Below are 24,089 nucleotides of genomic sequence, written 5' to 3'. Positions count from 1 at the left end.
AGTATACTTGGGGTCAGCTTGCGCATTATTGTTTAACTCTATATTGAGTAGTATGATTTGTGCCTATGATTTTTTGAATTTGACTTGCCAATTCACTTCTTCCAAGTAGGCCAGTTTTAATATTTTTACAATAACTGATCAATTGCTCTGTTAATTCGTCTCTAGTTTTAGCTTGATCTATTATTTTTGTTATTTCATTAATATCTTTTTTTCTCGTGTCAGACTGAGATCTGCTGCTTATAAGTGTATTAAATAATGTAGTATATTCTGATTGGCATTTTCGGACAGAAAAAATCAATTTTTCTTTTAAATGGATAAATTCAAGTTCAGATAATTTATCCGTAAGACCAGCATTTGCGAATTTGCTCATAAAGGGGAATAATTTACCAGGCGTTTCTTCGTGGTTAACCTCACTTAATATCTCAGCAATAAACTTATCAAGTTTTTGCGCAACCTTAACTATATCATCACGAATAGTCATATTCGCAGTCTTTTCATTTAACAAATATTCAATGTATTGAAGATAATTACTAATTCTATTATGATCATACTCCTGCCTAGCCCCATTTTTAGCCATTTCCTCGCATGATAGCAGGATATTTTTTATTCTGATAATATCACCTTTTTTTTCCTCTACGCTAGCGTAAGCTTTGGTAACTTCTATTAATGTGTTTATAACATCATCGGTTGTGCGAGCCTTAAGTAAGTAGTTTATGCCAAGTGTTTCAACAAAAGTTTTTACACAAATTTCGTCATTTTTAATAGACTGGGCATATTTAATAATTATTGATGCGTGTGCTACCAGAGAATCTAATTTTGATGTAGCCGTGTTTATTTCATGGACCGCGAGATTAGCCTGGGATATAGAATTTTCTAAATATGACCTTTCACTTCCATTCGTTGAATCAAGCAGCCTACCAATACCAAGCTGACGAAATTGATCAATAAATAAATCAACTGAATTCAGTTCAAAATCATTCATGGTTAATCGCATAAACTTCAATAGCTCACTAATATGTTTATCATTTAAGCCAAGGTTTTTTAAATGGTCATATTCATTCTCACCCTTTTTAATATCATCTAACCATAATGTTCTTATGTGACAAATAATGCAATATATATTTTCCTTTAATCTGTCACTTTGCTCTGCATTAACCAATGACACTGGTCCACCAAAGTCAATTATAAACGCATCAAACGTGACAGGATCTATCATGACATTTAAGTTATGCATATCGTCACAAACCATATTGCGTCTATTTAACTGCTTAACACATTTTAACAAATTAATGCTTATCTTAATACGCTCATCAGCGGTAAATTTTTGGTTGTTATTTAATAATCGTAGGTCTGCATCTCTTAGAAATTTTCCATCTGACGAAATATAGGCTACTTCTGCTAATGTATGACCTTTAATAAACTGGATTACCATATACATTTCAAATTTTTTTGGTAAAGAATATTTTTTCTGAAAAATGATAGGGGATTTAACTTTAAAAAGTCCAGCTAATCGAGTCATTTGATATTCTTTAATTAAATAATCTTCGCTTTCTTTAGTAACATGTTTAATTGCCATTTCTCGACTTTTAAAGCAAATTTTTTTCCTAACATGATCAAAATACAGATATCCGACACTTTTGAAAACCTCTCCATTTTCTCCAGCACCGATACGCGGTCCGATGACCTCATAGACTGTTTCATTAGAATGAGAACGCTTCCGTTTAAGCAGTCCGTAACCTGCTTGATAATCCAAGCGAAAATAGCTTGCATTGCCTTTTTGGTCTTTTGCTGTCAATTTTTCGTCAGGCTTAATAACATCCTCCTTGTTGTTCAACAAAAATTGATAAAGAAGGGAAGCATCATCCGAATGACTTTCCAAATTAACTTTTGTCACATCAATATCAGGATAATAACGGCTGGTAGTCATGCTTTCTCCATAAATATGAGATCATATTAAGTATAGCTAATCACTCAATATTTTTAACTAATTGAATATTTAGTAAATTTAATAGGATAGAAACAGTCAGGAGCTATCTATATCAGAAATAAATTTATTCAAATGAGGGTCAAGTGTTACCAAAATAAGCAAGCTGATAGATTATGTTAAAACAAATATGTTAATATGAGTATAAGTCATTTCTGTTTTTATTTTCGCCCAGCTTTAAGAGGAAATTGTGTGAAAACGAAATCAAAAGGACAGAAAAGTAAGACTTCTGGTATTGTTCCTCATATTTTTGAGCATTATAAAGCATCTCCTATTTTCTACAATTTTGAAAATATGTCTATCGAAACGGTTAACGATAAAATTTCGCGTCAATACATATATTCTGGTCAATCTATGCTAGTTAAATGGATATTTAAAAAAGGCGCAGAAGTTCCTTTGCATCACCATGTAAATGAACAAATTACGTGGATAACTAAAGGATCAGTCAAAGTTTTTTCACAAGGAAAAGAATTTATTATAAAGTCTGGCGAAATTATTATTTTTCCACCGCACGTTCCCCATGAATTTTTTGCTTTAGAAGATACGATTGATATCGATTTTTTCACCCCTGTGCGCGAAGATTGGATTAACGAGAGCGCGTCTTACTTGAAAAAGAAATCCAAATAATATTTGGAAATCCATACATGAAGGCTACTGAATATTTAATTAAAATGTTCGAACAAGAAGGTATTCGACATTTATTTATGGTGCCTGGTTTTCATGTTGATCCTATTATGTCAGCACTTCAAATATTTCCAGACTTTACTGGGATTGTAGCTGCGCATGAAGGTGGTGCTGCTATGATGGCTGATGGTTATGCGAAAGTCAGTGGAAAATTTGGTATCGTGGCAGGTATTGGAGGACCTGGTATTACTAATATGATGACAGCCATTACAACGGCCTTTAGCGACAAAACGCCAATATTTATAATCACTGGGGATGCAGAATCAAATTTACAAGGACGTGGTAGTTTTCAAGATACAACACCCTCTAATTTTGATGCAAATACTTTTTTGATGCCAGTAACTAATAAACGTTTGGTTGTGACTCACGCTGAAACACTTAAACCGCACATCGATTCATTATTGAGAAATATGCTTGGTGTTAATCGTGGTCCTGTGCAACTTACGATTCCATCTGATTTTGAAAATTGTGAAATAAATTCTACAATAAAAAAACTGTCCCCTTCACTTTATCATCCTCGCAGTTTGGACCGCGAGGCATGTGATAAAATATGGAGCTATTTAAAAAACGCTCAAAGAATAGTTGTTCTTGCAGGAATGGGATGTTTGCATTCTGAAAGCACCGAGGAATTGGTTCATTTCTCAGAGAATTTTGAGATCCCCATTGCAACGACCCTGGCCGGAAAAAGCGTTTTTCCAGAGAACCATCGGTTATCCTTGGGCGTCCTCAATTGGTTTGGAAATCCTCGAGCTATAGAAACAATATTAGGCGATGAAATTGAAGTATTAATTGTGTTAGGTTCTCGATTAAATCAAGTTACTACTGCCAAGTGGTCGAAAAAGTTTTTGCCAAGTAAGGCTTTGATAATAAATGATATTAACGAGAATAGTTATTTCGGAAATTTCCCGCCTGATTTATTTATTTTAGGGGATACTAAGACGTTTTTAGCAGAATTAAATCGATCCAGCGATAATAAAATACTACGACATTCAATTAGCGAAAGAAAGAAATGGATTGAAACAATCAACAAAAAAATTCCTCAATTTTATGACGAAGAAAATTTATCTAGCAATAAGATCCCTATCCATCCTGCGCGTGTTATAAAAGAATTACGTGCTGTGATGCCAAAAAATACGATATTATTTTCTGGTGAAGGTGCCAGCGGATTTATCGCGTCGCATTATTGGATTTGCTACGAACCAAGACAACACTTCACTCAGGTAAAATCGATGAGCCCAATGGGTTGGTCAATAGCAGCAAGCATAGGTGGCAAAGCTGCAAATCCTAACGTTCCTGTAGTATCTATTATTTGTAAAAGTTCCGACTTGATCTGACAGTTACCCGTTTTTCAGTTACGGTTTTACTGTCAGTTCAAGTTGAGATTATCAACTTTTTCCTTCCAGATTCTTTTACCATCAATCAATGTCGCCATCGGAGTTCGGCCACAACACATTTTACCCTGATGTGTGCGTTCATTGTTGTAATAACCGAGCCAATCATCCAGATCTTTTTGCAACTCGTCAATAGTTGTGTAAACTTTCTTTCGGAAAGCAACCTGATAAAACTCATTCAGAATCGTCCTATGAAAGCGTTCACAGATGCCATTGGTCTGGGGTGATTGAGCTTTCGTTTTGGTGTGCTCAATATCATTGAGCGCCAAATACAACTCGTAATCGTGTTGCTCTACCTTGCCGCAAAACTCAGTGCCACGATCCGTTAATACGCGCAGCAAGCCCAAGCCTTGTTCTTCAAAGAATGGCAACACACGATCATTTAACAGGTCAGCAGATGTAATCGGTGTTTTTGTGGTATATAGCTTGCAATGAGCCACTTTGGAGTAGGTATCAACAAATGTTTGCTGATAAATGCGCCCAACACCCTTGAGATTGCCAACATAAAAGGTATCTTGTGAACCAAGATAGCCAGGATGTGCTGTTTCAATTTCACCGCAGGCCATATCATCGTCTTTTTTGCGTTCTAGCGCGGCCAGTTGTGCTTCAGTTAGAATTAAGTTCTCCTCGGCAGATTTCTTTTCCAGTGCGGTTAGACGCTGTTTAAATGATGCCAAATCATGCCTTAGCCAGATGCAACGAACACCGCTAGGAGAAACAAAAACACCTCTTTTCCTAAGCTCATTACTGACTCTTAATTGACCATGCGCGGGGTACTCAATGGCATAGTCCAATACAGCATTCTCTGTAGCTTCATCGGTGCGGTTCTTGATGTTTGGCTGCCGTCTGCTCTTGTCGAACAAGGTCTCAATGCCTCCTTGCTCAACTGCTGATTTATAACGATAAAACGTATCTCTGGAGAAGCCCATTACCTTGCAGGCTCTTGATACATTCCCTAGCTCTTCTGCCAAATTTAACAGACCGACCTTGTTTTTAATGATTTTTTGCGTACACTCGTACATAAGGTTACCTCTTTAATGTTTTGATTTTTACTCGACATAACTATCAAAACGGGTAACCTTACTTTTTTCAAGTAGCAAGTGTCAGATTAGATCGGAACTAATGCATATTATTGGGGATGGCAGCATGTTGATGCATGGTCTTGAAATTCAAACTGCTGCACGTTATGGTCTGGCTGTTATCTTCGTGCTGATTGACAATCAAGCCCATGGAAATCCTCAATTGCGTGCACGTGAGGTTGGTGACTTTGAAACAGAATTTCTTAAATTGCCGTCACATGATTGGGCAAAAATTGCTGAAGCTTTAGGTGTTGTTGGAATCACTGTTTCAGAACCCGAAAAATTATCTGAAACTTTTTCATATGCACTACAATTGAATAAACCCGTTCTGATTCATATTAAAGCTGGCAATTACCCTACACCCGTCAAAATTTCTCCATTTTAATTTGGTTCTGCATATCAGCATTCGATCTATCCTACAATTAAATGCAAGTTTAATTTACAAAAGCTTACTTTATTATGCCCTTTAGACTAGACTTAATTTTATTTTGGGTCCTTTGCATATGTGAATCACTCTCATATTTATGCCTTGGCCAAAAAAAACCGATCAGACCATCTTTATTATTTCTAGGCACAATGTGAATATGCAGATGAGGAATACTTTGGCTGACTCGGTTGTTTATGGCAATAAAGGTTCCTTCCGCTTTCATACCTTTCCGGACCGCATTGGTAATAACCTGGGATAAAACGAATAATGGCCTGATTAATTGTAAAGGAAGTTTATCGAATGTTTCAATATGCATTTTGGGAATTAAAAGGCAATGCCCAGGAAATAAAGGGCGTTGGTCAAGAAATGCAATAAAACGACTATCTTCAAAAACGATGAATGCTTTTTCTTTTTTAGCTGAAATCATGCAAAAGGTACAAGTTTCCATGAAAGTACTCTCAGTATTTCAACTAACGGAACCCATTAATTTAATGATAGCATATTATGCTGGACCAAGAGATAAACATATCCAACTCAATTTATTGTATAAATTTATTCGTCTATGTGCGGCTATCTTGCTGTCCAATCCATATTACTGCTGTAATGAGCGATAAAAAATAGTCGCTGCATACTTACCGTTTACGCTACGATTGCGCTTTTAGGCCTAAAGCAATTATTGATATTATTTCATATGTAATATAACATTATGTTCCATAATGGACACATACAGACTAAAACAATTTTGCACAATTGCGGAAACTGGCAGCATGACAAAGGCCGCTAAGCTGTTGCACATAACGCACTCTGCCCTTTCGAAGTCTATGAAAGTGCTGCAAGAGGAATTGTGTTGTGCGCTTTTACGTCCCTCTGGGCGTGGGCTCGCCCTCACGGACGAAGGTTTGCGCATTTATCCATTAGCCAAAGAATTTCTTAAACAGGAAGAACTATTTTTTAAAATAAAAAAATCTCGCGAGCCTACTTCAATCCGGATTGGAACAGTGGAAATTTTTCTTCTCACTATTATTGAGCAATTTAAGTTTGTTGAATTAGGCCAAACTACCATGACCCTTCTGGATCTTGATCCGGGAAATATAGAACAAATGATTGTCAACAGGCAACTTGACTATGGCATTACCTATGCACCTTTTCCCATGTCAGGAGTTGAAATTACTGAAATTGGCGATTTTTATTTGAAGTGTTATCACTTACACGGTACTTTTAAAGGGTTAAACATTTCAGAAATTCCTTTCGTTGTTCCGGCTCAGGGTCTTTCAAACAACCCGTTGGGAATAAGAGAGCGTGACGGTTGGATAGAAAGTATCTATCCCCGCAATAAGAAATATTCAGTTAATCTTTTAGCAACAGCCATTGAATTAACATTACAGGGGCAATGCGCCATATATCTACCAGACTTTGTGGCAAATAAAATCAATGCCCAACACGGATCTGATAACCAGCTTGTTGAATATCCGCTGCCTAAGCTTCATAAAAACAAGCAAACTGCATTCCTCCTCAGGCATAAAGATAAGGAAGAAAGTTCAGAATTTAAAAAATTATATAAGGCTATCAAGAAGACGATTACAGCTTCCTCTGGCCATTCAAAGCGAAATCGTGCTGCTTCATATTGAAGGTGAAAGTTTAACTCTTAAGCGCTAAACGGACTTGCTGCTATTTTAAATATTATGGCCTTACCGTACAGATTTATGGAAAACCTAGAGAGGTGAATGTGATTAATTTTATACTGGGCATCATAGCTAATCTTCTTATTTTTTTTACCCCAGCCTATGCGGATAGCACATCGCACGGATCATTAGAAACACCAGAAGTAATTATCCACTTGCAAGAGCAAGGGTATACCTCTATCGAAGAAATAGTATTAAATCATGATTGCTATGAAGCTATTGTCATTACGGCAGAAAATAAAATTACAAAATTATTTATCGATGCTGAAACCAATGAAATTTACGATTCAAAACCTATAGCTAAAAATAGCATCAAATTTCATCCAGCAAAATTGACGATGCTCGAAGCCGTCAAAAAGGTCGAGGAAGCAGGATACCATCATATTTATCACATTGAGCTAATTGACGGAAAATATGAGGTTAAGGCCCTTTATAAAAATGAAGTAAGCACTGAGCTAAACGTTGATGGCAACACCGGTGTGCTTAAGAAAAAATGGTGGTTTAACTAGAAAATATCATAAAAACTCCTATTTTTTATTGATCTTGTTCACTGCCTCATCCGTCAGAATGATAATTTCAATCCGACGGTTAGCCGGATTTAAACCGTTATTTTTGTCCAGCAAATCGGTATCTGCTTCGCCAATGATACGCATGACTTTATTTGGGTCCATTCCATAGTTTATCAATGTCCTGCGAGTAGCATTAGCCCGATCTACTGATAACTCCCAATTAGTATATTTGCCATTTTTAAATTTTGCTGAATCAGTATGGCCTATAATGACGAGTTGATTGGGATAATTGTTTAATTCCTTGGTTAACCACTCCAAAATAGGTTTTGCATATTTTTCGAAATCAGACTTACCAAGAGTGAACATTGATTTATTTTCTAGATCACGCAGCACAATTCGCAAACCATCTGCTGTTACAACAAAATTGAGTTGATTTTTAAATTGGCTCAGCTCGGGATGCGACGCCAGCTTATCTTCAAAATCTTTCTTCATTGCAAGTATTTTATCCATTTTGTCCATCATCAATTTATCTTTTTTGCCTTCGTTCATTTTAGATTCAGTTTGAAGCGGGCTCTTAATTTTTTCCTTTTCCTTTTCTTTTTCCTTTTGTTTCTCTTTTTCCAGGTCTTTCCACTTCTCTTTTTCTTTGCCCTTCTCAAGGTAAAAATCAAATTTTTGATCTTTATTAATTTTCGTTCCCTGTTGCACAAGGCCTGTTTTCTGAGGATGTTTGAAATATTCCGCTATACTTCTAAGTTGCGATTTGTTCAATAATGATAATAACCAAAGCAAAAGAAAAAATGACATCATTGCCGTCACGAAATCTGCATAGGCAATCTTCCAAGATCCACCGTGATGCCCATGTTTTTTGACTTTCTTGATGCGCTTTATAATGATTATTTGTGGTTTAACTTCGTCGTGCGATTCATCCATTATGAAACCTCGTCGGTTTGCTGTGATTCACCCGCTTCCTTGGTCTCAGCAGTTTCTCCTTCACCAGGTGGTTTATTACGATTGTTTCTTGCTTCTTTCAACAATTGCTCTAACTCACTGCTCGTAGGTCGCTCCGCGGAATATAAAACTTTTCTAGCGAATTCCACAGCAATAGATGGAGCAAGATTATGTACAGAGGCGAGCAGCACAACTTTGATTGACTGTAATATAACAACCTCAGCATGAAGGCGATTTTCAAGAATTGCAGCAATCGGTGCAGTGAATCCATAGCCCAATAGAACACCCAAAAAGGTGCCTACCAGGGCTGCTGCTACGTGGTGCCCAAGCTCTTCCGGTGGACCATTGATATTCTGCATGGTGGTTACAATACCCATTACTGCAGCGACAATACCAAATGCCGGTAAACTATCTGCAACCTTTGTTATTGCAGCAATCGGCAGCTCAGCTTCATGAGAATATGTTTCAATATCTTCGTCCATCAATTGTTCTAAATGCATTTTATCAACCCTGCCGGTCACAATTAACCGCAAGTGATCGCAAAAAAATTCCATAATTTTTTTTTCTTTTATCACTAGTTTATAAGGGCTAAAAAGAGGGCTCTCTTTGTAATTTTCAATATCTGACTCGATAGATAAAACACCGTCTTTTCTGATTTTGTTAGTCAATTCAAAGAATAACGACAGCAATTCAATGTAAAATTTCCTGGTGTAGTTTGTTCCCTTGAATACAGACATTATCGATTTTAACGTTGCTTTAATTACTTTCATGTTATTCGCAACAATAAATGAACCAAACGCTGCACCACCGATAATCAGCAATTCAAAAGGTTGGAACAATGCATATAAATTACCACCTGATAGTGCAAAGCCACCAAATACGGATAATAGAATCACTAAATACCCGACAATGATTAGCATGTTTTTTTCCTGTCAGGATATGACTTCAGCTTTATTAAAGCCAATGACAATGGCTTCCATTGTTTTTTTGGATGAAGGATTATAGGCAATAATGCTTTCATTTAAGCAACCATCTGATTTTGCTATTCCCTTCATGGTGACAACGATTGAATTTTTTCTGGCAATCAAATCAATTACTTGATTTTTATGCACCAGTTGCTGCCGGCGAGTATTTTTTTTTGTAATTACCGCGCCAGAATTTATCATCTGTGCCGCAACATACCCTTTGATTTGTGTCTTGTCATTAAAATACCCACTGTACAAACGACTAATATTTGCTTTTGCATAATCTACATCTGATTCCGAAATAATTTCGTTAGCCGATATGGGATGCTTAGCAACAACCACTTTAGTAAAAATTTGCACATCTGCTGGAACAAATATATGCCAGGAAGGAGCATCATTGCAGCTTAATTCAACCGAGTTGATTTTTTCCCGACTAAACTCGTTAGGAAATTTTGCAGTAATTTTTTTTGAACACTTCGCTAACTGCGCTGGCAAGTCAGATAAATTAATATTCACTTCCAACGTTTCGTCGGTTTCCAGCGGAACGCTATTAATAATGAACTCTCTCGCTATATTTTTTAAATCTTCCACGTTTTCATAAGATAACGCCGAAAGACTGCAAGAAAATAACGAGACAAAAATAATAAAGAATATGTTAATGTATTTCATGTTTCACCATTTTTCTATACTCCCAGCCTCATTATAGGTTATTTGCTTACCTGATTTTAATTCTATTAATTTATCGCCGATTTCTTTGATCATTTGCAAATTAGAAAAAACAATATTGCTATTTACTACAATATGCTTGTAGCAATTCATAATCTCTTCATTAAGCTGGTTAACAGCAATTTGAATTTCATCGTGCCCAGATGACTGAGGAGCGTTCCCAGCTACTTTCTCCATCAAATATTTTTGATCTTTTACATCTAATTGGTTTACTAGTCGCTTTATTTTTTCAGTCAGCTCTAGTTTTTTTGCATTACTTTGATCAACAAGGTCAAATTGATCATTTTTAAAATGATTATTGTCATCTTTTAAAAGATGATGGATCTCACGACAACAGGCTAACATCTCATTTAAAGTTGAGAGAAGGAGTGTATTAGTTTGCATATTTAATCACCTATTGTTAACAATCCGCTGCTTAACAACCTGTCTGAAAGCTGGTCTAAATCTACCTTATATTCATGCTGCTCAATCTGATACTTTAACGCATTTAATGACGCCGCCCCTACTGGCTCTTGGTAAGTATTAATTGATTTTACAAGATCATTCAAATGGTTAGTTACATCTACATCCTTCTGAGCCGTATTAGGAGAAGGCTGGCTATTGTTTTGAGTAGTGCGGTCAGACGAATAATATGAGTTAATTTTATCCAATTTTATCTCATTGACCATTTTCTTCTCCTTCTCAATACGATTTATATGTCCTTGCCATTAATAATATCTGCCAGTTTTTGTCAAACTTAAATACTTTTTAGTTTTCCAATTATGTTCTTAAACATAGGGCTAGAGAATATTTTTAATATTTTTTCCCCGTATTTAGGATCTGTCGCATAACCAGCATTATGCAGTGCACGCACAAATTGTTCTGGATCAGAGGCCTTATTCAATGCATCATTGTAGCGGACGTTTCCTTTTAACAAATTAATGTAATCCATAAAACTTTCTATGTAGGAGTCATAATTTTTAAATTTCGCATTTTCCTTGACCAGAATACCGTTTTTATATTCGATCGCATTGACGACAGTAACTTTTTTATCCCAATCTGTATCTGCTTTGATGTTGAATAAATTGTGGCTCGCTCCGCCTCTGCCCAAAATATTTTTGCCCCAATTGGTTTCGAGAGCAGCCTGCGCAATTAGTACCTCAGGTTTCGCTCCGATATAATTTGCTGCTGTTTTCGCCATGGACCATAACTTCCTGACAAAATCTTCTGGTGAAGGGAAAATAGCCTGTTGAGATTCATAAGCAGGTTCACTTGTTTTATTTTCAAGTACCTTATCCGTTATTGAAGTTATCGCGGTTGATTTATCTTTAATATTATTTTTACTGACATACGTATACTGCTGTGGCTGTTCCTGCTTTGCGACCATCATCTGGTCAATGTTATCCTCAATTGTTTTAGCAAATCCAATATTATTATTGGACATCATAAGCGATAACTGTTTATCAAACATATCCTCATAAATTTCCATTTGTTTGTTGCTAAAAAGACCGCTTGAAAATGCATTAGTTGCATCACGCATACTGCGAAGTACCATTTGTATCATTAGCGCTTCAAATTGCTGCGCAATTTCTTTTTTGGCACGGGATTGATTTTGATCATAGCGTAAACGTTCTATCCCTTGAATGTCTGTATAAATCCGCGTGTTATAAAAAATGTCATCAGTCATGTACTTCCCTTAAATTACTTCTAGATCTGCATTCAGAGCACCAGCAGCTTTAATTGCTTCTAGAATAGCAATTAAATCGCCTGGTGCAGCACCAACACGATTAATTGTTTCGACAAGATCATTCAGTGATGCCCCTGGAGCAAATACAAAAGCCCGATTATTTTGTTGGTTGATATTAATATCTGAGGCTTCTCCCTGAACTGTCTTGCCTTCAGAAAATCCCTCTGGCTGGCTTACGTAGGGTCGCTCTGTAATAATGACAGCAAGATTGCCATGCGAAACAGCAACAGGCGCAATTGTCACATTGTCCCCAATAACAATGGTACCTGTTCTGGAATTAACGACTACCCGTGCACCGACTGCAGCTGGTTTGAGTTGAATATTTTCAATGCGCGAGATTAATGGGACGTACCTTCTTTTCTCACTTGCTTCATCTAAGAGACCGCCTTCGCCCTTAAGAGCCATGTGATGGAAGTTGACTTTTACCGACGCTGCGTCCTGGGCTTCGGCCACTTTATACCCGAACTCCTTATTAATCGCTTTTTCAATTCGCAATGCCGTCGTAAAATCAGGACGGATTAATTCAAATGTCACTTCACCCTGCTGCACAAAAGGGGTATCAATCGTATTTTCGATTGTAGCTCCATTTGGTATGGTCCCACTGCTAGTGACATTTACTGTCACTTTGGATCCATCAGAGCCTTGCGCGCCAAAGCCGGATACAACGACGTTACCTTGCGCCATGGCATATACTTTGCCATCCGCCCCTTTTAGAGGAGCCATTAGCAAACTCCCTCCTCTTAAACTCGTCGCATTGCCTAGCGATAAAATGGTTACGTCAATTTTCTGACCAATGCGGGCAAAAGGCGGTAATTTGGCATGGATGGCAACAGCTGCTACATTTTTCAGCTGTGAGCCCCTATCGAATGGCAGTCGTATGCCAAATTCCAGCAGCATGTTTTTAAATGTCTGATCAGTAAAGGGTGCCTGATTAGTTTTATCCCCCGTACCGTCAAGTCCTACGATTAAACCATAGCCAACCAATTGATTGTCACGCACTCCTGCCAGCGCAGTAATGTCTTTAATACGAGCAGCAAACACTGCGGACGATAAAATAAATACACAAATAATATAGTATAGATATATCAGTGACCGCATAGTGAAGCCTTTTTTAAATCTGTATTTTATTATATGCAAATTCCATGCCATCTTTTAAAAATAAATAACAACAATGCTAATCAGACTCTATGCACTAAGCAAAATCAGGGATCAACTCAGATTCGTCTTCATACTCTAATACGTTGTGTTGCATTTGCCTTTGGAATGAAGATAAAATATTCATAGACTCCCGATATTTGGCCACAGTTCGTCTTGCGATTTTTATCCCTTTTTGCCTCAAAAGCTCAGTTATTTCATCATCGCTTAACGCATGATCCTTTGTTTCGTTATCAACAATTTCCTTGATAAATGCTTTTACCGCCGTCGTAGAACAGGTACTTCCTTCTTGTGTATTAACATGGGATGGAAAAAACGCTTTTAACTCCATAACACCTCTTGGTGTTGCTATGAATTTTTCTGTGGTAACGCGTGATACAGTTGATTCATGGATTCCTAATGCACTCGCAACATCAATAATATTCATGGATTTCATATACTCATGACCATTTTCTAAAAAATCTTCCTGGAGTTTTATAATATGCGATGCGACTTTTAAAAGTGTATCGTTTCTTTTTTTAATTCCGTTTACAAGCCACCTCGCTTCCTCGAGCTCTGATTTCAACGAAGAATAACTATTGTTTATTTTGTTTTTTTTAATTAATTCCTGGTAATATTTGTTAATTTTAATTCGAGTCAAAACACTATCTACCAAAAACACACGCCATGAGCCACTAATTTTTTTGACATATAACTCAGGCTCAATATAAATGTTATGAATAGAATCATATTGCGAACCAGGATGAGTGTTCAATCTACGAATGAGTTCTGCAGTTTCCTTATAATCATTGTCTGCAATTTGCAATTTTTTAATCAACTTTTTGATAGTATCTAATGAATTATTTTCTGGTAGGTCATTAATGATTTTATGTGCCAGATGCCATGACTTATTCCGAAGCGTTATTTCATTAAGTTGAATTAAAAGACTTTCCTTAATCGATCTAGCGCCTACACCTGAAGGGTCAAACGTCTGGATTTTTTTTAAAACAAACTCCATGTTATCAATTGTTGTACTAACGGTATCGTTTAGCGAATCTCGTATCTCTTCAAGAGACATGGATAGATATCCGTTTTCATCTATAGCGTCAATAATTGATTCAGCTATCACTTGGTCTGTTTCATTGAACCGGCATAATAGCGTTTGCTCCATCAAATACTCTCGTAAGTTCTTTTGCCTGCTGTAATTTTCAATTAAATTGCTCTCATTAAGCTGATTGTAGTTTTTGCTTTTTATCGTTGAATAAGACTGGTGATGAGTGATATATTCTTCTGCTTTATAGATAGGCTCTGTTTCCTGCTCCTCATCAACATCGATGAGGGGGTTAGACTGGATATATTGCTGGATAACTTGCTTGAGTTCGATAGTATTATATTGCAGTAGGGCAATCGCCTGTCTTAACTGCTGGTTCATTGCAAGACGCTGATCAAGCTTCATCGTTACTAATAGTTTTGTGCTCATACACGTACCTCTGTCTGAACATCAAATATATTTATAATAATTAAACTCTAAAGCTTGTAATCAAACTTGAAACGATTAATGTCCATCCATCGACCAATACAAAAAATAAAATTTTAAATGGCAAGGAAATAACCATTGGCGAAAGCATCATCATGCCCATTGACATCAAAATACTCGCTATTACCAAATCAATAATTAAGAATGGCAAAAATATTAAAAAACCAATTTCAAATGCTGTTTTCAATTCGCTTGTGATGAAAGCAGGTGCCAGCACTAACATTGAATAGTCATTTTTCTTATCGACCTTGGTTTTGGATATATTCATAAATAATTTTAAATCAGCTTTGCGTGTCTGCTTTAACATAAACGTTTTAAGAATATTGCTTGATACTTCAAAAGCCTGCTGATCACTGATACTCCCCTGCAAATAAGGCTGCACACCCATCTCATTGATTTTTCCCAATACGGGCGCCATCACGAAAACAGTCATAATTAATGACAAACCAATAATAATTTGATTGCTTGGTATGCTGGGAATACCAATGGCTTGCCTTGCTATTGCTAAAACAATAACTATTCTTGTAAAAGCAGACATTGTCATTAATAAAGCTGGCAAAACGGTTAACAACGTCATGAAGGCAAGTATTTTAATACTTAACCCATACATAACATCCCCGTTGGCCTGTTTGGTTACTAGAAATGGAATAGTTTGCACTTCAGCAGAATAGACAAGTGAAGCTGGGAATAAAAAAAACAAAAAAATTATAATAACTATATTGATTATTTTATTCATACCAGATCGAAAATCCTTTTCGATGCTATTGTCATTCCATTTTATTGCTTGAGTTTATGCCGGCTGCAATGGAAAAATAATCGTTTGCAGTATGCTCTTTTAATTCTTCTGTGTTTAAACTGTCAAATACATGCAATTTTTCGATATGATTAGCTGTGACGCCCAACAGAATAAATGTATTATTGACTTCTACAAATAATATTTTTTCCTTTGCGCCAATTGGCAATACATGCATTACCCTTATATAACTGCTATTTTTGTATCTGCCTAGCTTAAATTTTTTCAATATAAAAAACAGAATAATGATCAGTGATGTCACAATAAATAGGTTAAATATTACATGAGTATACTCATTTTCCATTTGGATCAGCTCCGAAATGGCTGCTTTCTGGTATAGCGGTTAAGCGCACACAATATTTGCCATTTGCTGTAATGATGTTTCCTATTGAAATCAATTTTCCATTTGCATATATATCAACTGGTTCACCTGCGGACTTGTTTAATTCGATAATTGAACCCTTGGTCAATGTCAAAAGATCACGTATTTTTATTTGCGCCCTGCCAACCTCAATAGTTAATGAGATTGATACATCGTTCAAAATACCCAGTTTGGCAGGATCCAAGAGATTTTCAGTAGTTTTGTCTTCACCTTTTTCGTCATTTTTTTCTATGGGTTTCTGCTTTGCTTCATTCTCACTTGCACTTGGACTTGCAGTTTCATTAGCGGGTTTATTTTCCATTTTTGGGTTATTTTCTGGTTCTTTGTCTGCCATAATCGATTCCTCTATCGCTCATCCACTATTTTTGCAATAAGAATTGAATTCGCCTGCGCTACGGAAGCTTTAAATAACTTGACTTCGTTCAAGCAGATATCTACTACCGTCGGATCGCTTATAGGAATGACATCTCCGTTTTTCAATGCAAGTAAATCTTTTGCTTTTATATTTATCGCTGGAAGCGTGGCCACAACCGATACGTACGAATCAACCACCTGGCTTTCGATTGCCTTTCGCCATGATTGATACCTTTTTTTGGATTCTGGACTATCTAATTCATTTTTGGGAATAAATTTTTGCAGGAAACCAACGGGCAGCAAGGCTGTCATACCTGATTCCGTATCACCAATGGTGACTGTATATTCCATCGAATATACTTCATCTTCCATACTCAGTTTCGATATCAAATTGGGCAGTGTAATCGTTTTAAATAATTCGCTTGTGACCTGGCCATAATCCTTGCAAGCCAGAATAAAACCCTCCATGATTAATTCATTTATTTTTTCTGCAATAATGATCCCTATATTGCCGGGAGCTTCAATAACAGCATCTTTTCCATTAATAGAACCGCCATAGAGTGCGCTTATCATTTGGTGCAATAAGGGTAGAGGCAGGGCAACTAGGCAGTAGTACTCATTCGGCATGATACGAAATATACTGTAGACGTGTTTTTCAGTTTTCCCTTCAAGGCATTCCGCTACCTTACCGAATTTCGTTTCTTTTGTGCGAATAATAACTTTTTTTCTTATAAAATTTGAAAAAATCTTTTCGCATTCTGCCCACGTAAGTTCAACAATATTAGAAATGGCTTTATAATTCAGGGATTCTATTTCATCGGTGGTGCTGGCGCGGCTTAGAAGCTTGCTCAAGTCCGTATCTTTGTCTTGAGCAGCCTTCATCAAAGCATCAACTTCATCTGTTGATAAAATATTTGAATCGTCCATAATCCCTCATTCTCTCATTTCATACTACCTCAACAGCGCTCAAATTAGAACCGCTTTTAATACGCCATCTCAACAGGCTATATTTTAAACACCCCTACAATCTTAAAATTTGCATAAGCGTTTCCTGCAGCTTTATGTAACTCGCCTGCGTCGCCTGAAGGGCCACTGACTTTTGTGCCAAGGCCGAATAGACTTGGTCCATGTGCGCATCCGCCAAACCACTTAAAGCAATTTTATAGTTATTAATAATGGTATCATTATTTTTAATCTGGCTGTCAACCGCCGCGCCTCTGGTTCCTGCCTGGCTTAGATAGGTAGTTAGATGTGTTGAAACCTGGCCGATGGATGCGCTTAATTGCGATAGCGCCTGATTATAATTACCTTTATTCCCTACGGGGTTTTTGAGGGTCGTAATAAGGTTTTGCACAGTCTCAAAAACGTTCTGTTGTGTGCTGGGTTGAATAGTAAATACGTCTCCCACATTAGCACCAGCGCCAATATTAAAGCTCAAGCCGTTAAAAGTTATATCTGAATCGGGAATGTAAGCCGGCGCATCGTCCGGAATAGTTGCAGGCGGCGGCGGAATCACCTGCCCACTTGCCGCGCCAATTACTTGATAAGCGAGCTGACCGGCGCTATTAGTAACAAGGGTTAAAGTATAGGTATCAGCAACGTAATTTACTTGGTCAACCACGCTACCCGGGCTAGTTGATGCTGTACCTGTGTTAGTAGCAGAGGCATTAACCGTAAAAGTCCCATTGCCCAGGAAAATGTCGCCAAAAACTTTAAAACCGGACTCGTAATATAAGGTACTTATATTAGGACCAATATCAATCATAGCCTGATTGAGGCCACCCTGGTATTGATAACGGCCATTGACCTGAACAAACGGCACGGTATTCGTATTAAATCCAGAGAAAATGTAATTTCCGTCACCATCAGTAATATTTGCATAAGTCAGTAGCGTTTTTAAATCACCTTCAAGTTGTTCAGCAATACTCGCGCGGTCCCCATCGCTTAAAATATCACTTTGCACTTTTTTTATGAGTGTCTGAATATCGCCCACTATGTTTACGGAGTTTTCTATTGAAGTCTGGAATAATTTCGAACGATTTTGAGCTAATACGCTATTATTGTAATAATTTGACATATGGTCAATGAAGGTTTCATTGGATTTAATCTGATTGGCTAGAACAGGGTCTTCTGACGAAGACTGGATTTTTCTTCCTGATGATGCCTGCATGAAAAGACGATTCATTTGGTCAAATTGTTTGGAAATCATATCCGCTTGATGCTGAAACTGACGAAACGTCGGGATACGCATGATTACCCCCTCGTAATGGCAATAATAGTATCAAATACTGATTTAGCAATTTCGAGTACTTGCGCACTCGCCTGATAAGCTGTCTGGTAACGGGCCAGATTGAGCGCTTCTTCCTCAAGACTCACACCTGAAATTCGGTCTCGCCTTTCTTCTGCTTGCTCTCTCACCCGTGCACTTGTTTCATATCGCGCTGCCGCTTCATTGGTTTTCACGGATACGTCGCTAGCCAATAAGTTATAACCCTGATTAAATGTAATTAATCGCCCATCTGCACCTAGCAAACTTCCCTGCTGATATAATTGCACCATTGTTCTTGCATTACGGTTATCACTGGCACTGTTAGTGTTATATGCAATATTAAAAGTATCGCCATCCTGAATGTTATTTCCTGAAATTGATACTCGGTAACCTGGATCATAATTAGCAGGCGTCGGAAAAATATTTGCGCCACTCGTGGGATCGTATGTAATGGGCCCTTCAATCAGCGTACTTGTAGTAGCATTGTACAGGCTATACTGAACGATACCGCCTGAGGAAGTGAAGCGAATTTCTATTGGTGGATTCAGTTGCTTAGGAATCGAAAAATCGCTAGTGGTTGTATCGGTAATATCTTTAACTTCGATCGTTCCATTGCTGCCGGGCTGTTTCGTACCTTCGCTTGCAGTGACCGGCCATCCGAGAGCTAGCTGTGAAGGATCAGTGATAGCCAACGCCAAGTTATTAGCCGCACCGTATGTCGGCGATATTAAATATTGGTCTCCAGCTGATAAGGTTCCGCTATTGACGTTAATGGTGAATCCATCCACTGTAACCGCCTGAGGGAAAGAAGAAATGGTACCACTGCTAACGACGGTGTTATCACTCAACCGAGTCAAGACATACGTATTAGACGCACCAATACTCAGCCGGTAATCACTTGTTGTTAGCTGACTAGTATCATCAATATTCACCGTCATGCTAGCACTGCCAGCGTTGTTACTGTTTGCTATGACGCGATTAGCCATGGCGCTGGCAGTATTAATATTCGCAAAAATATTTCCACCGAGATTACCGTTTCCATCAATACCCAATTTATTCTGGGTATTCAATTTATCAGAAAAAGCAAGCGCCAATCTGCCTAGCGCAGCCTGTGCGGCAGCTAATCCGTTTGTTCTGTAATTGATCCACCCAGCAATCTCGCCACTCGTAATCAGCTGCGTAACATCAATGGTTGTTGTCCCGTTTTTCACGCCGATATTAAGATTAGTAGGATTAGCAGGATCCGTCAAAGTTACAAATTCTACCGGCGGATTGCTTGATAATAACGACATTCCATTGCTTAAGCTAATGTCTAATTTTCCATTTTGATCTACACTAGCCGTAAAGTTTAAGTATTTTGCCAGCTCCTGTACGAGCGCCTCACGCTGGTCAAGCAAATCAGGGCGTTCAACCCCACCCGATCCGGTAATTTCTCTATTAATTTCAGCGAGGCTGCCCAACAGGTTGTTTACCTGTTTTACTTCCGTTTGCAAAGACAAACTAACATTTTGAGTTTGACGATTAATTTCGCCATTAATATTTTGAAATTGTTGCGAAAGTGCAGCAAGCTTGCTCATAAACAGTGCACGATTGTTAGGGTTAAAATTATTTTCGATTTGCTGCAATGCGCCGAGCGTATCTGTAATAAATTTTCCTATATTTGTCGTATTATCGTCAAATAAAGGTTCAAAATTACCTAGTTGCTGCAAATATACCGACCATTTCGAGTAATCGCTATTACTGATTTGCGCATACCGATTCGCGGTTTCGTCAACAATTCGCCTGACATCACTTACATTCACGCCCGAATCAAATGGAAATTCCGTGAAATTTATTTCTCTTCTACTAAAATAAGGTGTATCGGCGTTTGCAATATTCTGGCTGGCTACATTCAAGGCGGATTGATAAGCCATCAATGCTGATATCCCAATGCGCATGATATCGCTCATAACTACCTCACTTCTAAAATTTGGCGCTTCCCTAGAAAGGAAAGAATTTTGTAAATAACTGTGTTATCAAGCCACCACGCGATGCATTACCAACTTGCCCAGTTCCACTATAACTAATGCGCGCGTTGGCAATGCGTTGCGATGACACAGTGTTGTTAGCATCAATGTCTTCAGGACGAACAATACCTGTCAATCTAATATATTCACGTCCCTGGTTGATTACCACCCAGGATTCGCCCTGAATAATCAGGTTATTATTTGACAGAACTCGCACCACCGTTACTGAAATCGTGCCGCGCAATCTATTTGATTGATTAGTTTGTCCCTTGCCATCGAACTCCATGTCACTGCCCATGTTAAAAATGAGCGCTTGCGCTGGTTGCCCAAAAAACACGGGACGCAATGACCCGCCACCATTTGTGCTAGGATTGTTTGAAGTTGAGCCATTATTTGTATCGATTGAGGAAATTTTGTTAGTTTTAGTATGGGCTGCTTTTTCACCTTGTGTGGATTCTTCCAGTTTTACGGTCAGTATGTCGCCTATACGGCGGGCAATATGATCTTGATAAAGTGATATGGCATAATTTGACTGATAGATTGATCCATGTTGCTTCGGTGGTGGTGGCTCATCGACAGGATAAGCGGGAGGAAGCACTGTTTCATCCCGCAAACCCCAATCATCCAACATATGCGCACAGCCGCCTAATGAAAAAAAAAGCAACAAAAAAACGGTTTTTTTTAACCTGGTTAATATGCTCATGAAATAAATTATGCTTCCCTGCTAAGGTATTGCATCATATTATCAACCGCCGAAACTGCTTTCGAGGTAACTTCAAACGAACGCTGCGCTTCAATCAGGTTGACCATTTCTTCAACTACATTCACATTAGATCCTTCAATGAAATTTTGATAGATGGATCCCATGCCATTTGCGGCTGGATTATTCAAAGTCGCTGTACCGCTCGATGTGGTTTCAAGATACAAATTCTCGCCTATAGGTTGTAAGCCGTCCGGATTAATGAAATCAGCGAGTTGGATTTGGCCAAGCTGTTGCGAAGTTGTCGAATTTTCAGTTGTCGCGGAAACCACGCCATCTTTGCTAATGGTCAAGTTCTGATAGCCTTGTGGTAACGTGATAGGGGGTTGCACAATGTAACCACTCGGCAATGTTAATTGCCCCTGGTCATTGGTAGTCAGTGAACCTGCACGCGTATAAGCAAATCCACCGCCATTTGGCAATTCGACTTGCAAAAACCCGCGTCCTGAAATGGCTAGATCAAGCTGCCTGCCTGTAAATGTTTGAGAACCATCCGTGTAGACTTTTGTATTTCCTACGAGCTTTGTACCTGTTCCGATGACAAACCCAGATGTAGAATTGGTTTCTTGCGACGTCGCTGAACCCGGCTGTTTGATGACTTCATAAGGAAGATCTTCAAATACAGCGCGGCTTTTTTTATACGCGGGCGTACTCGCGTTGGCGAGATTATTACTGATAATTTCAATACTTTTGTGTTGCGCTTCCAGGCCAGATTTTGCGATTGTTAATGCGAGATCCATTTGTTTTTCCCCCTCTCACTTTATCTTGGCAACGATAAAATTTGATTAGCTTTTGAAGCATTATCTTTAAAATCTTTCATTAAATGCGTATGCATTTCAAAACGACGGGATAATTCAATCAAGTCCGTTAATGCCTCGACCGCATTAACATTGCTGCCTTCCAACGCACCGGGACGTACCCTGACAGAATTATCCTGGCGCGCTGATTCCCCTTCAGCCAGATAAAACAAACCATCAATCCCTTTGTGCAGTTTGCTAATATCAGGATTAACTAATTTTATACGGTCTATATTAACCATGTCCGTCTGGCCGGCAATTTTGACGGTTATTGTTCCATCCTGCCCAAGGGCGATGCGCTGTGCTTGATCGGGCACGTTAACGACACCGCTCGAACCTAAAACCAGATCGCCTGCCTGGGTGGTGAGAAAACCATTTTTAAGCTGCAAATCTCCGGCCCGTGTAAACGCTTCTTGACCGGATTTGGACTGGACTGCGATAAAACCCTGGCCAGAAATAGCCACATCGAGATCACGTCCAGTTTCTGTAATAGGTCCAGGTTCAAAGTTTGAGAAACTTTTATCGACAGATGAATAAAATCGAGTTTGTTTATTATTTTCATTAATCGGCACTTGCTTGATGACCTCATGGTCTGCACGAAAACCTGTGGTCGTTATATTCGCAAGATTGTTTGCGAGGATTTCCAATTCATGCATGGAATCCTTTGCACCGCTTGAGCCAATAAATAGGGCCTTGTCTACCATGATTCATTCCTCATTCTGCTACGCCAGTTTGGTAACAGTCTGCATCACTTGGTTATAAACCTGCTCCACTTGCGCGTTCGCCTGAAAAATATTTTGCGCTGTAATAAGACTTACCATTTCAGAAGCCAAATCCACATTTGACATTTCGAGTGCGGCTTGCTGAATACCATTTTGACTATTCGCTTGATTAACATTAGGTTCGCCCGAATCGCTTGTTGCAATCCACGACATGTTTCCGACATTTTGTAATCCTTGCGGCGATTGAAACATGGCAAGCGCAATTTGACCGGCAACCGTCGTTTGATTATTACTATAATTGACCGTCACCTTACCATTTTTATCTATCGTATAACCCGTGAAATTGCCCGCAGCATAACCATCTGAACTAAAAGGATTTGCCGTGTAAGGATTGGCATATTGTGTCGCGCCTGTCATGCTAACGGAGAAAACCTGCGGCGAAGTTGCGCCTGAAGTCGGCGAGAAACTTAAATTGCTTAATCCCGTCGCACTGCTTAACGTACCGTCACTTGAAAATGTCAACGAACCTGTACCCACTGATGTGCCATTGACATACGCATTCACTGTCCATTCATTTGCTGCTGTTTTGACATAATATAAATTCAACGTATTACTTGATCCAAGGCTATCATAAACAGTTGCCGTGCTTGAAAAATTGAAACTGGTTGGATCGTTAGGATCAAAAGGAGTAGTAGATGGAACACTATCGCTCGCATTCAAATTAAGCTGCTGCTGAGTAATAGTACCCGTTGCTTGAGCAGGTATCGACGCTGTATTAATGTATAAATCCGTTGGCGTGCTGCCAGGTGGAATAGTATTATTAACAGCCGGGAATCCTTGCAAACGCTGATTGCCCACCATGAAATAACCTTGATTGAAATTAAACCGGCCAAAACGGCTGTAACTGGTCTGCCCGCTTGATGCGTCTTTTAAAACAAAAAAACCGTCATTTGTAATCGTTAAATCGGATGCAATGCCGGTGGGTGTGGGCCCGCCTGGTGAGAAATCCTGTTGTATCCCTGAAACGCTAACACCCAAACCAGCTTGCACACTTGAAGCATTACTGCCTGATGGATACATATCGGCAAAATTGGCATAGGATCCTTTATATCCGAAGGTATTTGAGTTAGCAATATTATTACTGATGACTTCCATATTAGTCATTGCTGCCTGCATGCCAGTCGTGGCGATATTTCCAATACCCATGGCAT

26 protein-coding genes and 1 pseudogene are annotated in these 24,089 nt (G+C 38.5%); 6 read left to right on the top strand and 21 right to left on the bottom strand.

Annotated elements, in window-relative coordinates; all coding sequences use genetic code 11:
* Positions 1 to 25: 25 nt before the first annotated feature.
* Positions 26 to 1,927: a protein kinase gene (locus tag AQUSIP_RS11605; protein ID WP_114835519.1), complete on the bottom strand. Its 1,902-nt coding sequence runs from the start codon at positions 1,925 to 1,927 to the stop codon at positions 26 to 28.
* A gap of 249 nt (positions 1,928 to 2,176) precedes the next feature.
* Here AQUSIP_RS11605 and AQUSIP_RS11600 point away from each other — a divergent pair, with 249 nt between their 5' ends.
* Both AQUSIP_RS11600 and AQUSIP_RS11595 read left to right on the top strand, forming a co-directional pair.
* Positions 2,177 to 2,611, top strand: a complete 435-nt coding sequence (locus tag AQUSIP_RS11600; RefSeq protein WP_170131898.1) for a cupin domain-containing protein — start codon at positions 2,177 to 2,179, stop codon at positions 2,609 to 2,611.
* A gap of 17 nt (positions 2,612 to 2,628) precedes the next feature.
* Entirely contained in the window at positions 2,629 to 4,002 is a 1,374-nt protein-coding gene (locus AQUSIP_RS11595) for a thiamine pyrophosphate-binding protein (protein ID WP_114835521.1), read from the top strand.
* A gap of 32 nt (positions 4,003 to 4,034) precedes the next feature.
* On the opposite strand, the gene AQUSIP_RS11590 is transcribed toward AQUSIP_RS11595, so the two are convergent.
* A complete protein-coding gene (locus AQUSIP_RS11590) occupies positions 4,035 to 5,081 on the bottom strand; it encodes an IS481 family transposase (protein ID WP_114835537.1) in 1,047 nt (348 codons plus the stop codon).
* Between the two features lie 100 nt (positions 5,082 to 5,181).
* Between AQUSIP_RS11590 and AQUSIP_RS11585 the strand changes: the two genes are divergently transcribed.
* Positions 5,182 to 5,523 (top strand): thiamine pyrophosphate-dependent enzyme, encoded by a 342-nt coding sequence (locus AQUSIP_RS11585; protein ID WP_148326099.1) that lies wholly within the window; start codon positions 5,182 to 5,184, stop codon positions 5,521 to 5,523.
* A gap of 64 nt (positions 5,524 to 5,587) precedes the next feature.
* Here the strand turns inward: AQUSIP_RS11585 and AQUSIP_RS11580 are convergent, their stop codons facing one another.
* The gene (locus AQUSIP_RS11580) at positions 5,588 to 6,013 is read right to left on the bottom strand and encodes an HIT family protein (RefSeq protein ID WP_114835185.1); all 426 of its coding nucleotides are present in this window, start codon (positions 6,011 to 6,013) and stop codon (positions 5,588 to 5,590) included.
* Positions 6,014 to 6,281: 268 nt separating this feature from the next.
* Between AQUSIP_RS11580 and AQUSIP_RS12625 the strand changes: the two are divergent.
* The 3 genes and pseudogenes from AQUSIP_RS12625 to AQUSIP_RS11570 all read left to right on the top strand — a co-directional run.
* A pseudogene (locus AQUSIP_RS12625) lies at positions 6,282 to 6,452 on the top strand (LysR family transcriptional regulator); the annotation flags it as partial.
* Between the two features lie 12 nt (positions 6,453 to 6,464).
* Complete coding sequence (locus tag AQUSIP_RS11575) at positions 6,465 to 7,193, top strand: type 2 periplasmic-binding domain-containing protein (RefSeq protein ID WP_232058704.1); 729 nt, start codon at positions 6,465 to 6,467, stop codon at positions 7,191 to 7,193.
* Between the two features lie 92 nt (positions 7,194 to 7,285).
* Positions 7,286 to 7,756: a PepSY domain-containing protein gene (locus tag AQUSIP_RS11570; RefSeq protein WP_114835183.1), complete on the top strand. Its 471-nt coding sequence runs from the start codon at positions 7,286 to 7,288 to the stop codon at positions 7,754 to 7,756.
* A gap of 18 nt (positions 7,757 to 7,774) precedes the next feature.
* On the opposite strand, the gene motB is transcribed toward AQUSIP_RS11570, so the two are convergent.
* The 18 genes from motB to AQUSIP_RS11480 all read right to left on the bottom strand — a co-directional run bounded on the left by motB (position 7,775) and on the right by AQUSIP_RS11480 (position 24,084).
* Positions 7,775 to 8,689: a flagellar motor protein MotB gene (gene motB, locus AQUSIP_RS11565; protein ID WP_114835182.1), complete on the bottom strand. Its 915-nt coding sequence runs from the start codon at positions 8,687 to 8,689 to the stop codon at positions 7,775 to 7,777.
* Positions 8,689 to 9,627: a flagellar motor stator protein MotA gene (gene motA, locus AQUSIP_RS11560; RefSeq protein ID WP_114835181.1), complete on the bottom strand. Its 939-nt coding sequence runs from the start codon at positions 9,625 to 9,627 to the stop codon at positions 8,689 to 8,691. Before motA ends, motB begins: the two co-directional genes overlap by 1 nt.
* A gap of 12 nt (positions 9,628 to 9,639) precedes the next feature.
* Positions 9,640 to 10,341: a flagellar basal body P-ring formation chaperone FlgA gene (gene flgA / locus AQUSIP_RS11555; protein ID WP_114835180.1), complete on the bottom strand. Its 702-nt coding sequence runs from the start codon at positions 10,339 to 10,341 to the stop codon at positions 9,640 to 9,642.
* 3 nt (positions 10,342 to 10,344) lie between these two features.
* Positions 10,345 to 10,782, bottom strand: coding sequence for a hypothetical protein (locus AQUSIP_RS11550; RefSeq protein ID WP_114835179.1), 438 nt, complete (start codon positions 10,780 to 10,782; stop codon positions 10,345 to 10,347).
* A 2-nt stretch (positions 10,783 to 10,784) separates the two neighbouring features.
* On the bottom strand, positions 10,785 to 11,066 hold the full coding sequence (locus AQUSIP_RS11545) for a flagellar biosynthesis anti-sigma factor FlgM (RefSeq protein WP_114835178.1): 282 nt from the start codon (positions 11,064 to 11,066) through the stop codon (positions 10,785 to 10,787).
* Positions 11,067 to 11,134: 68 nt separating this feature from the next.
* On the bottom strand, positions 11,135 to 12,064 hold the full coding sequence (gene flgJ / locus AQUSIP_RS11540; RefSeq protein ID WP_114835177.1) for a flagellar assembly peptidoglycan hydrolase FlgJ: 930 nt from the start codon (positions 12,062 to 12,064) through the stop codon (positions 11,135 to 11,137).
* A 9-nt stretch (positions 12,065 to 12,073) separates the two neighbouring features.
* Positions 12,074 to 13,222, bottom strand: a complete 1,149-nt coding sequence (locus tag AQUSIP_RS11535; RefSeq protein ID WP_114835176.1) for a flagellar basal body P-ring protein FlgI — start codon at positions 13,220 to 13,222, stop codon at positions 12,074 to 12,076.
* 94 nt (positions 13,223 to 13,316) lie between these two features.
* Positions 13,317 to 14,738, bottom strand: a complete 1,422-nt coding sequence (rpoN, locus tag AQUSIP_RS11530) for an RNA polymerase factor sigma-54 (RefSeq protein WP_114835175.1) — start codon at positions 14,736 to 14,738, stop codon at positions 13,317 to 13,319.
* Positions 14,739 to 14,778: 40 nt separating this feature from the next.
* Positions 14,779 to 15,531: a flagellar type III secretion system pore protein FliP gene (fliP, locus tag AQUSIP_RS11525; RefSeq protein WP_114835174.1), complete on the bottom strand. Its 753-nt coding sequence runs from the start codon at positions 15,529 to 15,531 to the stop codon at positions 14,779 to 14,781.
* A 31-nt stretch (positions 15,532 to 15,562) separates the two neighbouring features.
* Positions 15,563 to 15,892, bottom strand: a complete 330-nt coding sequence (fliO, locus tag AQUSIP_RS11520; RefSeq protein ID WP_114835173.1) for a flagellar biosynthetic protein FliO — start codon at positions 15,890 to 15,892, stop codon at positions 15,563 to 15,565.
* Positions 15,882 to 16,304, bottom strand: coding sequence for a flagellar motor switch protein FliN (gene fliN / locus AQUSIP_RS11515; protein WP_114835172.1), 423 nt, complete (start codon positions 16,302 to 16,304; stop codon positions 15,882 to 15,884). Before fliN ends, fliO begins: the two co-directional genes overlap by 11 nt.
* Positions 16,305 to 16,315: 11 nt before the next feature.
* Positions 16,316 to 17,251: a FliM/FliN family flagellar motor switch protein gene (locus AQUSIP_RS11510; RefSeq protein ID WP_114835171.1), complete on the bottom strand. Its 936-nt coding sequence runs from the start codon at positions 17,249 to 17,251 to the stop codon at positions 16,316 to 16,318.
* Positions 17,252 to 17,345: 94 nt separating this feature from the next.
* Positions 17,346 to 18,575: a flagellar hook-associated protein FlgL gene (flgL, locus tag AQUSIP_RS11505; protein WP_114835170.1), complete on the bottom strand. Its 1,230-nt coding sequence runs from the start codon at positions 18,573 to 18,575 to the stop codon at positions 17,346 to 17,348.
* Positions 18,576 to 18,577: 2 nt separating this feature from the next.
* Positions 18,578 to 20,542, bottom strand: a complete 1,965-nt coding sequence (locus tag AQUSIP_RS11500) for a FlgK family flagellar hook-associated protein (RefSeq protein WP_114835188.1) — start codon at positions 20,540 to 20,542, stop codon at positions 18,578 to 18,580.
* A gap of 31 nt (positions 20,543 to 20,573) precedes the next feature.
* Positions 20,574 to 21,302, bottom strand: coding sequence for a flagellar basal body L-ring protein FlgH (locus AQUSIP_RS11495; protein WP_114835169.1), 729 nt, complete (start codon positions 21,300 to 21,302; stop codon positions 20,574 to 20,576).
* Positions 21,303 to 21,310: 8 nt separating this feature from the next.
* Positions 21,311 to 22,099 carry a flagellar basal-body rod protein FlgG gene (gene flgG / locus AQUSIP_RS11490; RefSeq protein ID WP_114835168.1) on the bottom strand — a complete coding sequence of 263 codons (789 nt, stop codon included), beginning with the start codon at positions 22,097 to 22,099 and terminating at the stop codon, positions 21,311 to 21,313.
* A gap of 20 nt (positions 22,100 to 22,119) precedes the next feature.
* Positions 22,120 to 22,860: a flagellar basal body rod protein FlgF gene (locus AQUSIP_RS11485; protein WP_114835167.1), complete on the bottom strand. Its 741-nt coding sequence runs from the start codon at positions 22,858 to 22,860 to the stop codon at positions 22,120 to 22,122.
* A gap of 18 nt (positions 22,861 to 22,878) precedes the next feature.
* Complete coding sequence (locus tag AQUSIP_RS11480; RefSeq protein ID WP_114835166.1) at positions 22,879 to 24,084, bottom strand: flagellar hook protein FlgE; 1,206 nt, start codon at positions 24,082 to 24,084, stop codon at positions 22,879 to 22,881.
* Positions 24,085 to 24,089: the final 5 nt, after the last annotated feature.

Origin of the sequence: Aquicella lusitana (assembly GCF_902459475.1) — a bacterium.
Lineage (GTDB): Bacteria > Pseudomonadota > Gammaproteobacteria > DSM-16500 > DSM-16500 > Aquicella > Aquicella lusitana.
The sequence above is the reverse complement of the archived record's forward strand: the minus strand, read 5'-3'. Positions and strand labels throughout refer to the sequence as shown.

What these genes read in the sequence shown, in the direction of transcription:
- fliN (WP_114835172.1), bottom strand. Translation starts at nt 16,304, where the DNA reads ATGGCAGACAAAGAACCAGAAAATAACCCAAAAATGGAAAATAAACCC.
- flgJ (WP_114835177.1), bottom strand. Translation starts at nt 12,064, where the DNA reads ATGACTGATGACATTTTTTATAACACGCGGATTTATACAGACATTCAA.
- AQUSIP_RS11595 (WP_114835521.1), top strand. Translation starts at nt 2,629, where the DNA reads ATGAAGGCTACTGAATATTTAATTAAAATGTTCGAACAAGAAGGTATT.
- AQUSIP_RS11545 (WP_114835178.1), bottom strand. Translation starts at nt 11,066, where the DNA reads ATGGTCAATGAGATAAAATTGGATAAAATTAACTCATATTATTCGTCT.
- rpoN (WP_114835175.1), bottom strand. Translation starts at nt 14,738, where the DNA reads ATGAGCACAAAACTATTAGTAACGATGAAGCTTGATCAGCGTCTTGCA.
- motA (WP_114835181.1), bottom strand. Translation starts at nt 9,627, where the DNA reads ATGCTAATCATTGTCGGGTATTTAGTGATTCTATTATCCGTATTTGGT.
- AQUSIP_RS11550 (WP_114835179.1), bottom strand. Translation starts at nt 10,782, where the DNA reads ATGCAAACTAATACACTCCTTCTCTCAACTTTAAATGAGATGTTAGCC.
- AQUSIP_RS11580 (WP_114835185.1), bottom strand. Translation starts at nt 6,013, where the DNA reads ATGGAAACTTGTACCTTTTGCATGATTTCAGCTAAAAAAGAAAAAGCA.
- fliO (WP_114835173.1), bottom strand. Translation starts at nt 15,892, where the DNA reads ATGGAAAATGAGTATACTCATGTAATATTTAACCTATTTATTGTGACA.
- AQUSIP_RS11590 (WP_114835537.1), bottom strand. Translation starts at nt 5,081, where the DNA reads ATGTACGAGTGTACGCAAAAAATCATTAAAAACAAGGTCGGTCTGTTA.
- flgL (WP_114835170.1), bottom strand. Translation starts at nt 18,575, where the DNA reads ATGCGTATCCCGACGTTTCGTCAGTTTCAGCATCAAGCGGATATGATT.
- flgG (WP_114835168.1), bottom strand. Translation starts at nt 22,099, where the DNA reads ATGGATCTCGCATTAACAATCGCAAAATCTGGCCTGGAAGCGCAACAC.
- AQUSIP_RS11485 (WP_114835167.1), bottom strand. Translation starts at nt 22,860, where the DNA reads ATGGTAGACAAGGCCCTATTTATTGGCTCAAGCGGTGCAAAGGATTCC.
- fliP (WP_114835174.1), bottom strand. Translation starts at nt 15,531, where the DNA reads ATGAATAAAATAATCAATATAGTTATTATAATTTTTTTGTTTTTTTTA.
- AQUSIP_RS11480 (WP_114835166.1), bottom strand. Translation starts at nt 24,084, where the DNA reads ATGGGTATTGGAAATATCGCCACGACTGGCATGCAGGCAGCAATGACT.
- AQUSIP_RS11500 (WP_114835188.1), bottom strand. Translation starts at nt 20,542, where the DNA reads ATGAGCGATATCATGCGCATTGGGATATCAGCATTGATGGCTTATCAA.
- AQUSIP_RS11535 (WP_114835176.1), bottom strand. Translation starts at nt 13,222, where the DNA reads ATGCGGTCACTGATATATCTATACTATATTATTTGTGTATTTATTTTA.
- AQUSIP_RS11605 (WP_114835519.1), bottom strand. Translation starts at nt 1,927, where the DNA reads ATGACTACCAGCCGTTATTATCCTGATATTGATGTGACAAAAGTTAAT.
- flgA (WP_114835180.1), bottom strand. Translation starts at nt 10,341, where the DNA reads ATGAAATACATTAACATATTCTTTATTATTTTTGTCTCGTTATTTTCT.
- motB (WP_114835182.1), bottom strand. Translation starts at nt 8,689, where the DNA reads ATGGATGAATCGCACGACGAAGTTAAACCACAAATAATCATTATAAAG.
- AQUSIP_RS11495 (WP_114835169.1), bottom strand. Translation starts at nt 21,302, where the DNA reads ATGAGCATATTAACCAGGTTAAAAAAAACCGTTTTTTTGTTGCTTTTT.
- AQUSIP_RS11510 (WP_114835171.1), bottom strand. Translation starts at nt 17,251, where the DNA reads ATGGACGATTCAAATATTTTATCAACAGATGAAGTTGATGCTTTGATG.
- AQUSIP_RS11585 (WP_148326099.1), top strand. Translation starts at nt 5,182, where the DNA reads ATGCATATTATTGGGGATGGCAGCATGTTGATGCATGGTCTTGAAATT.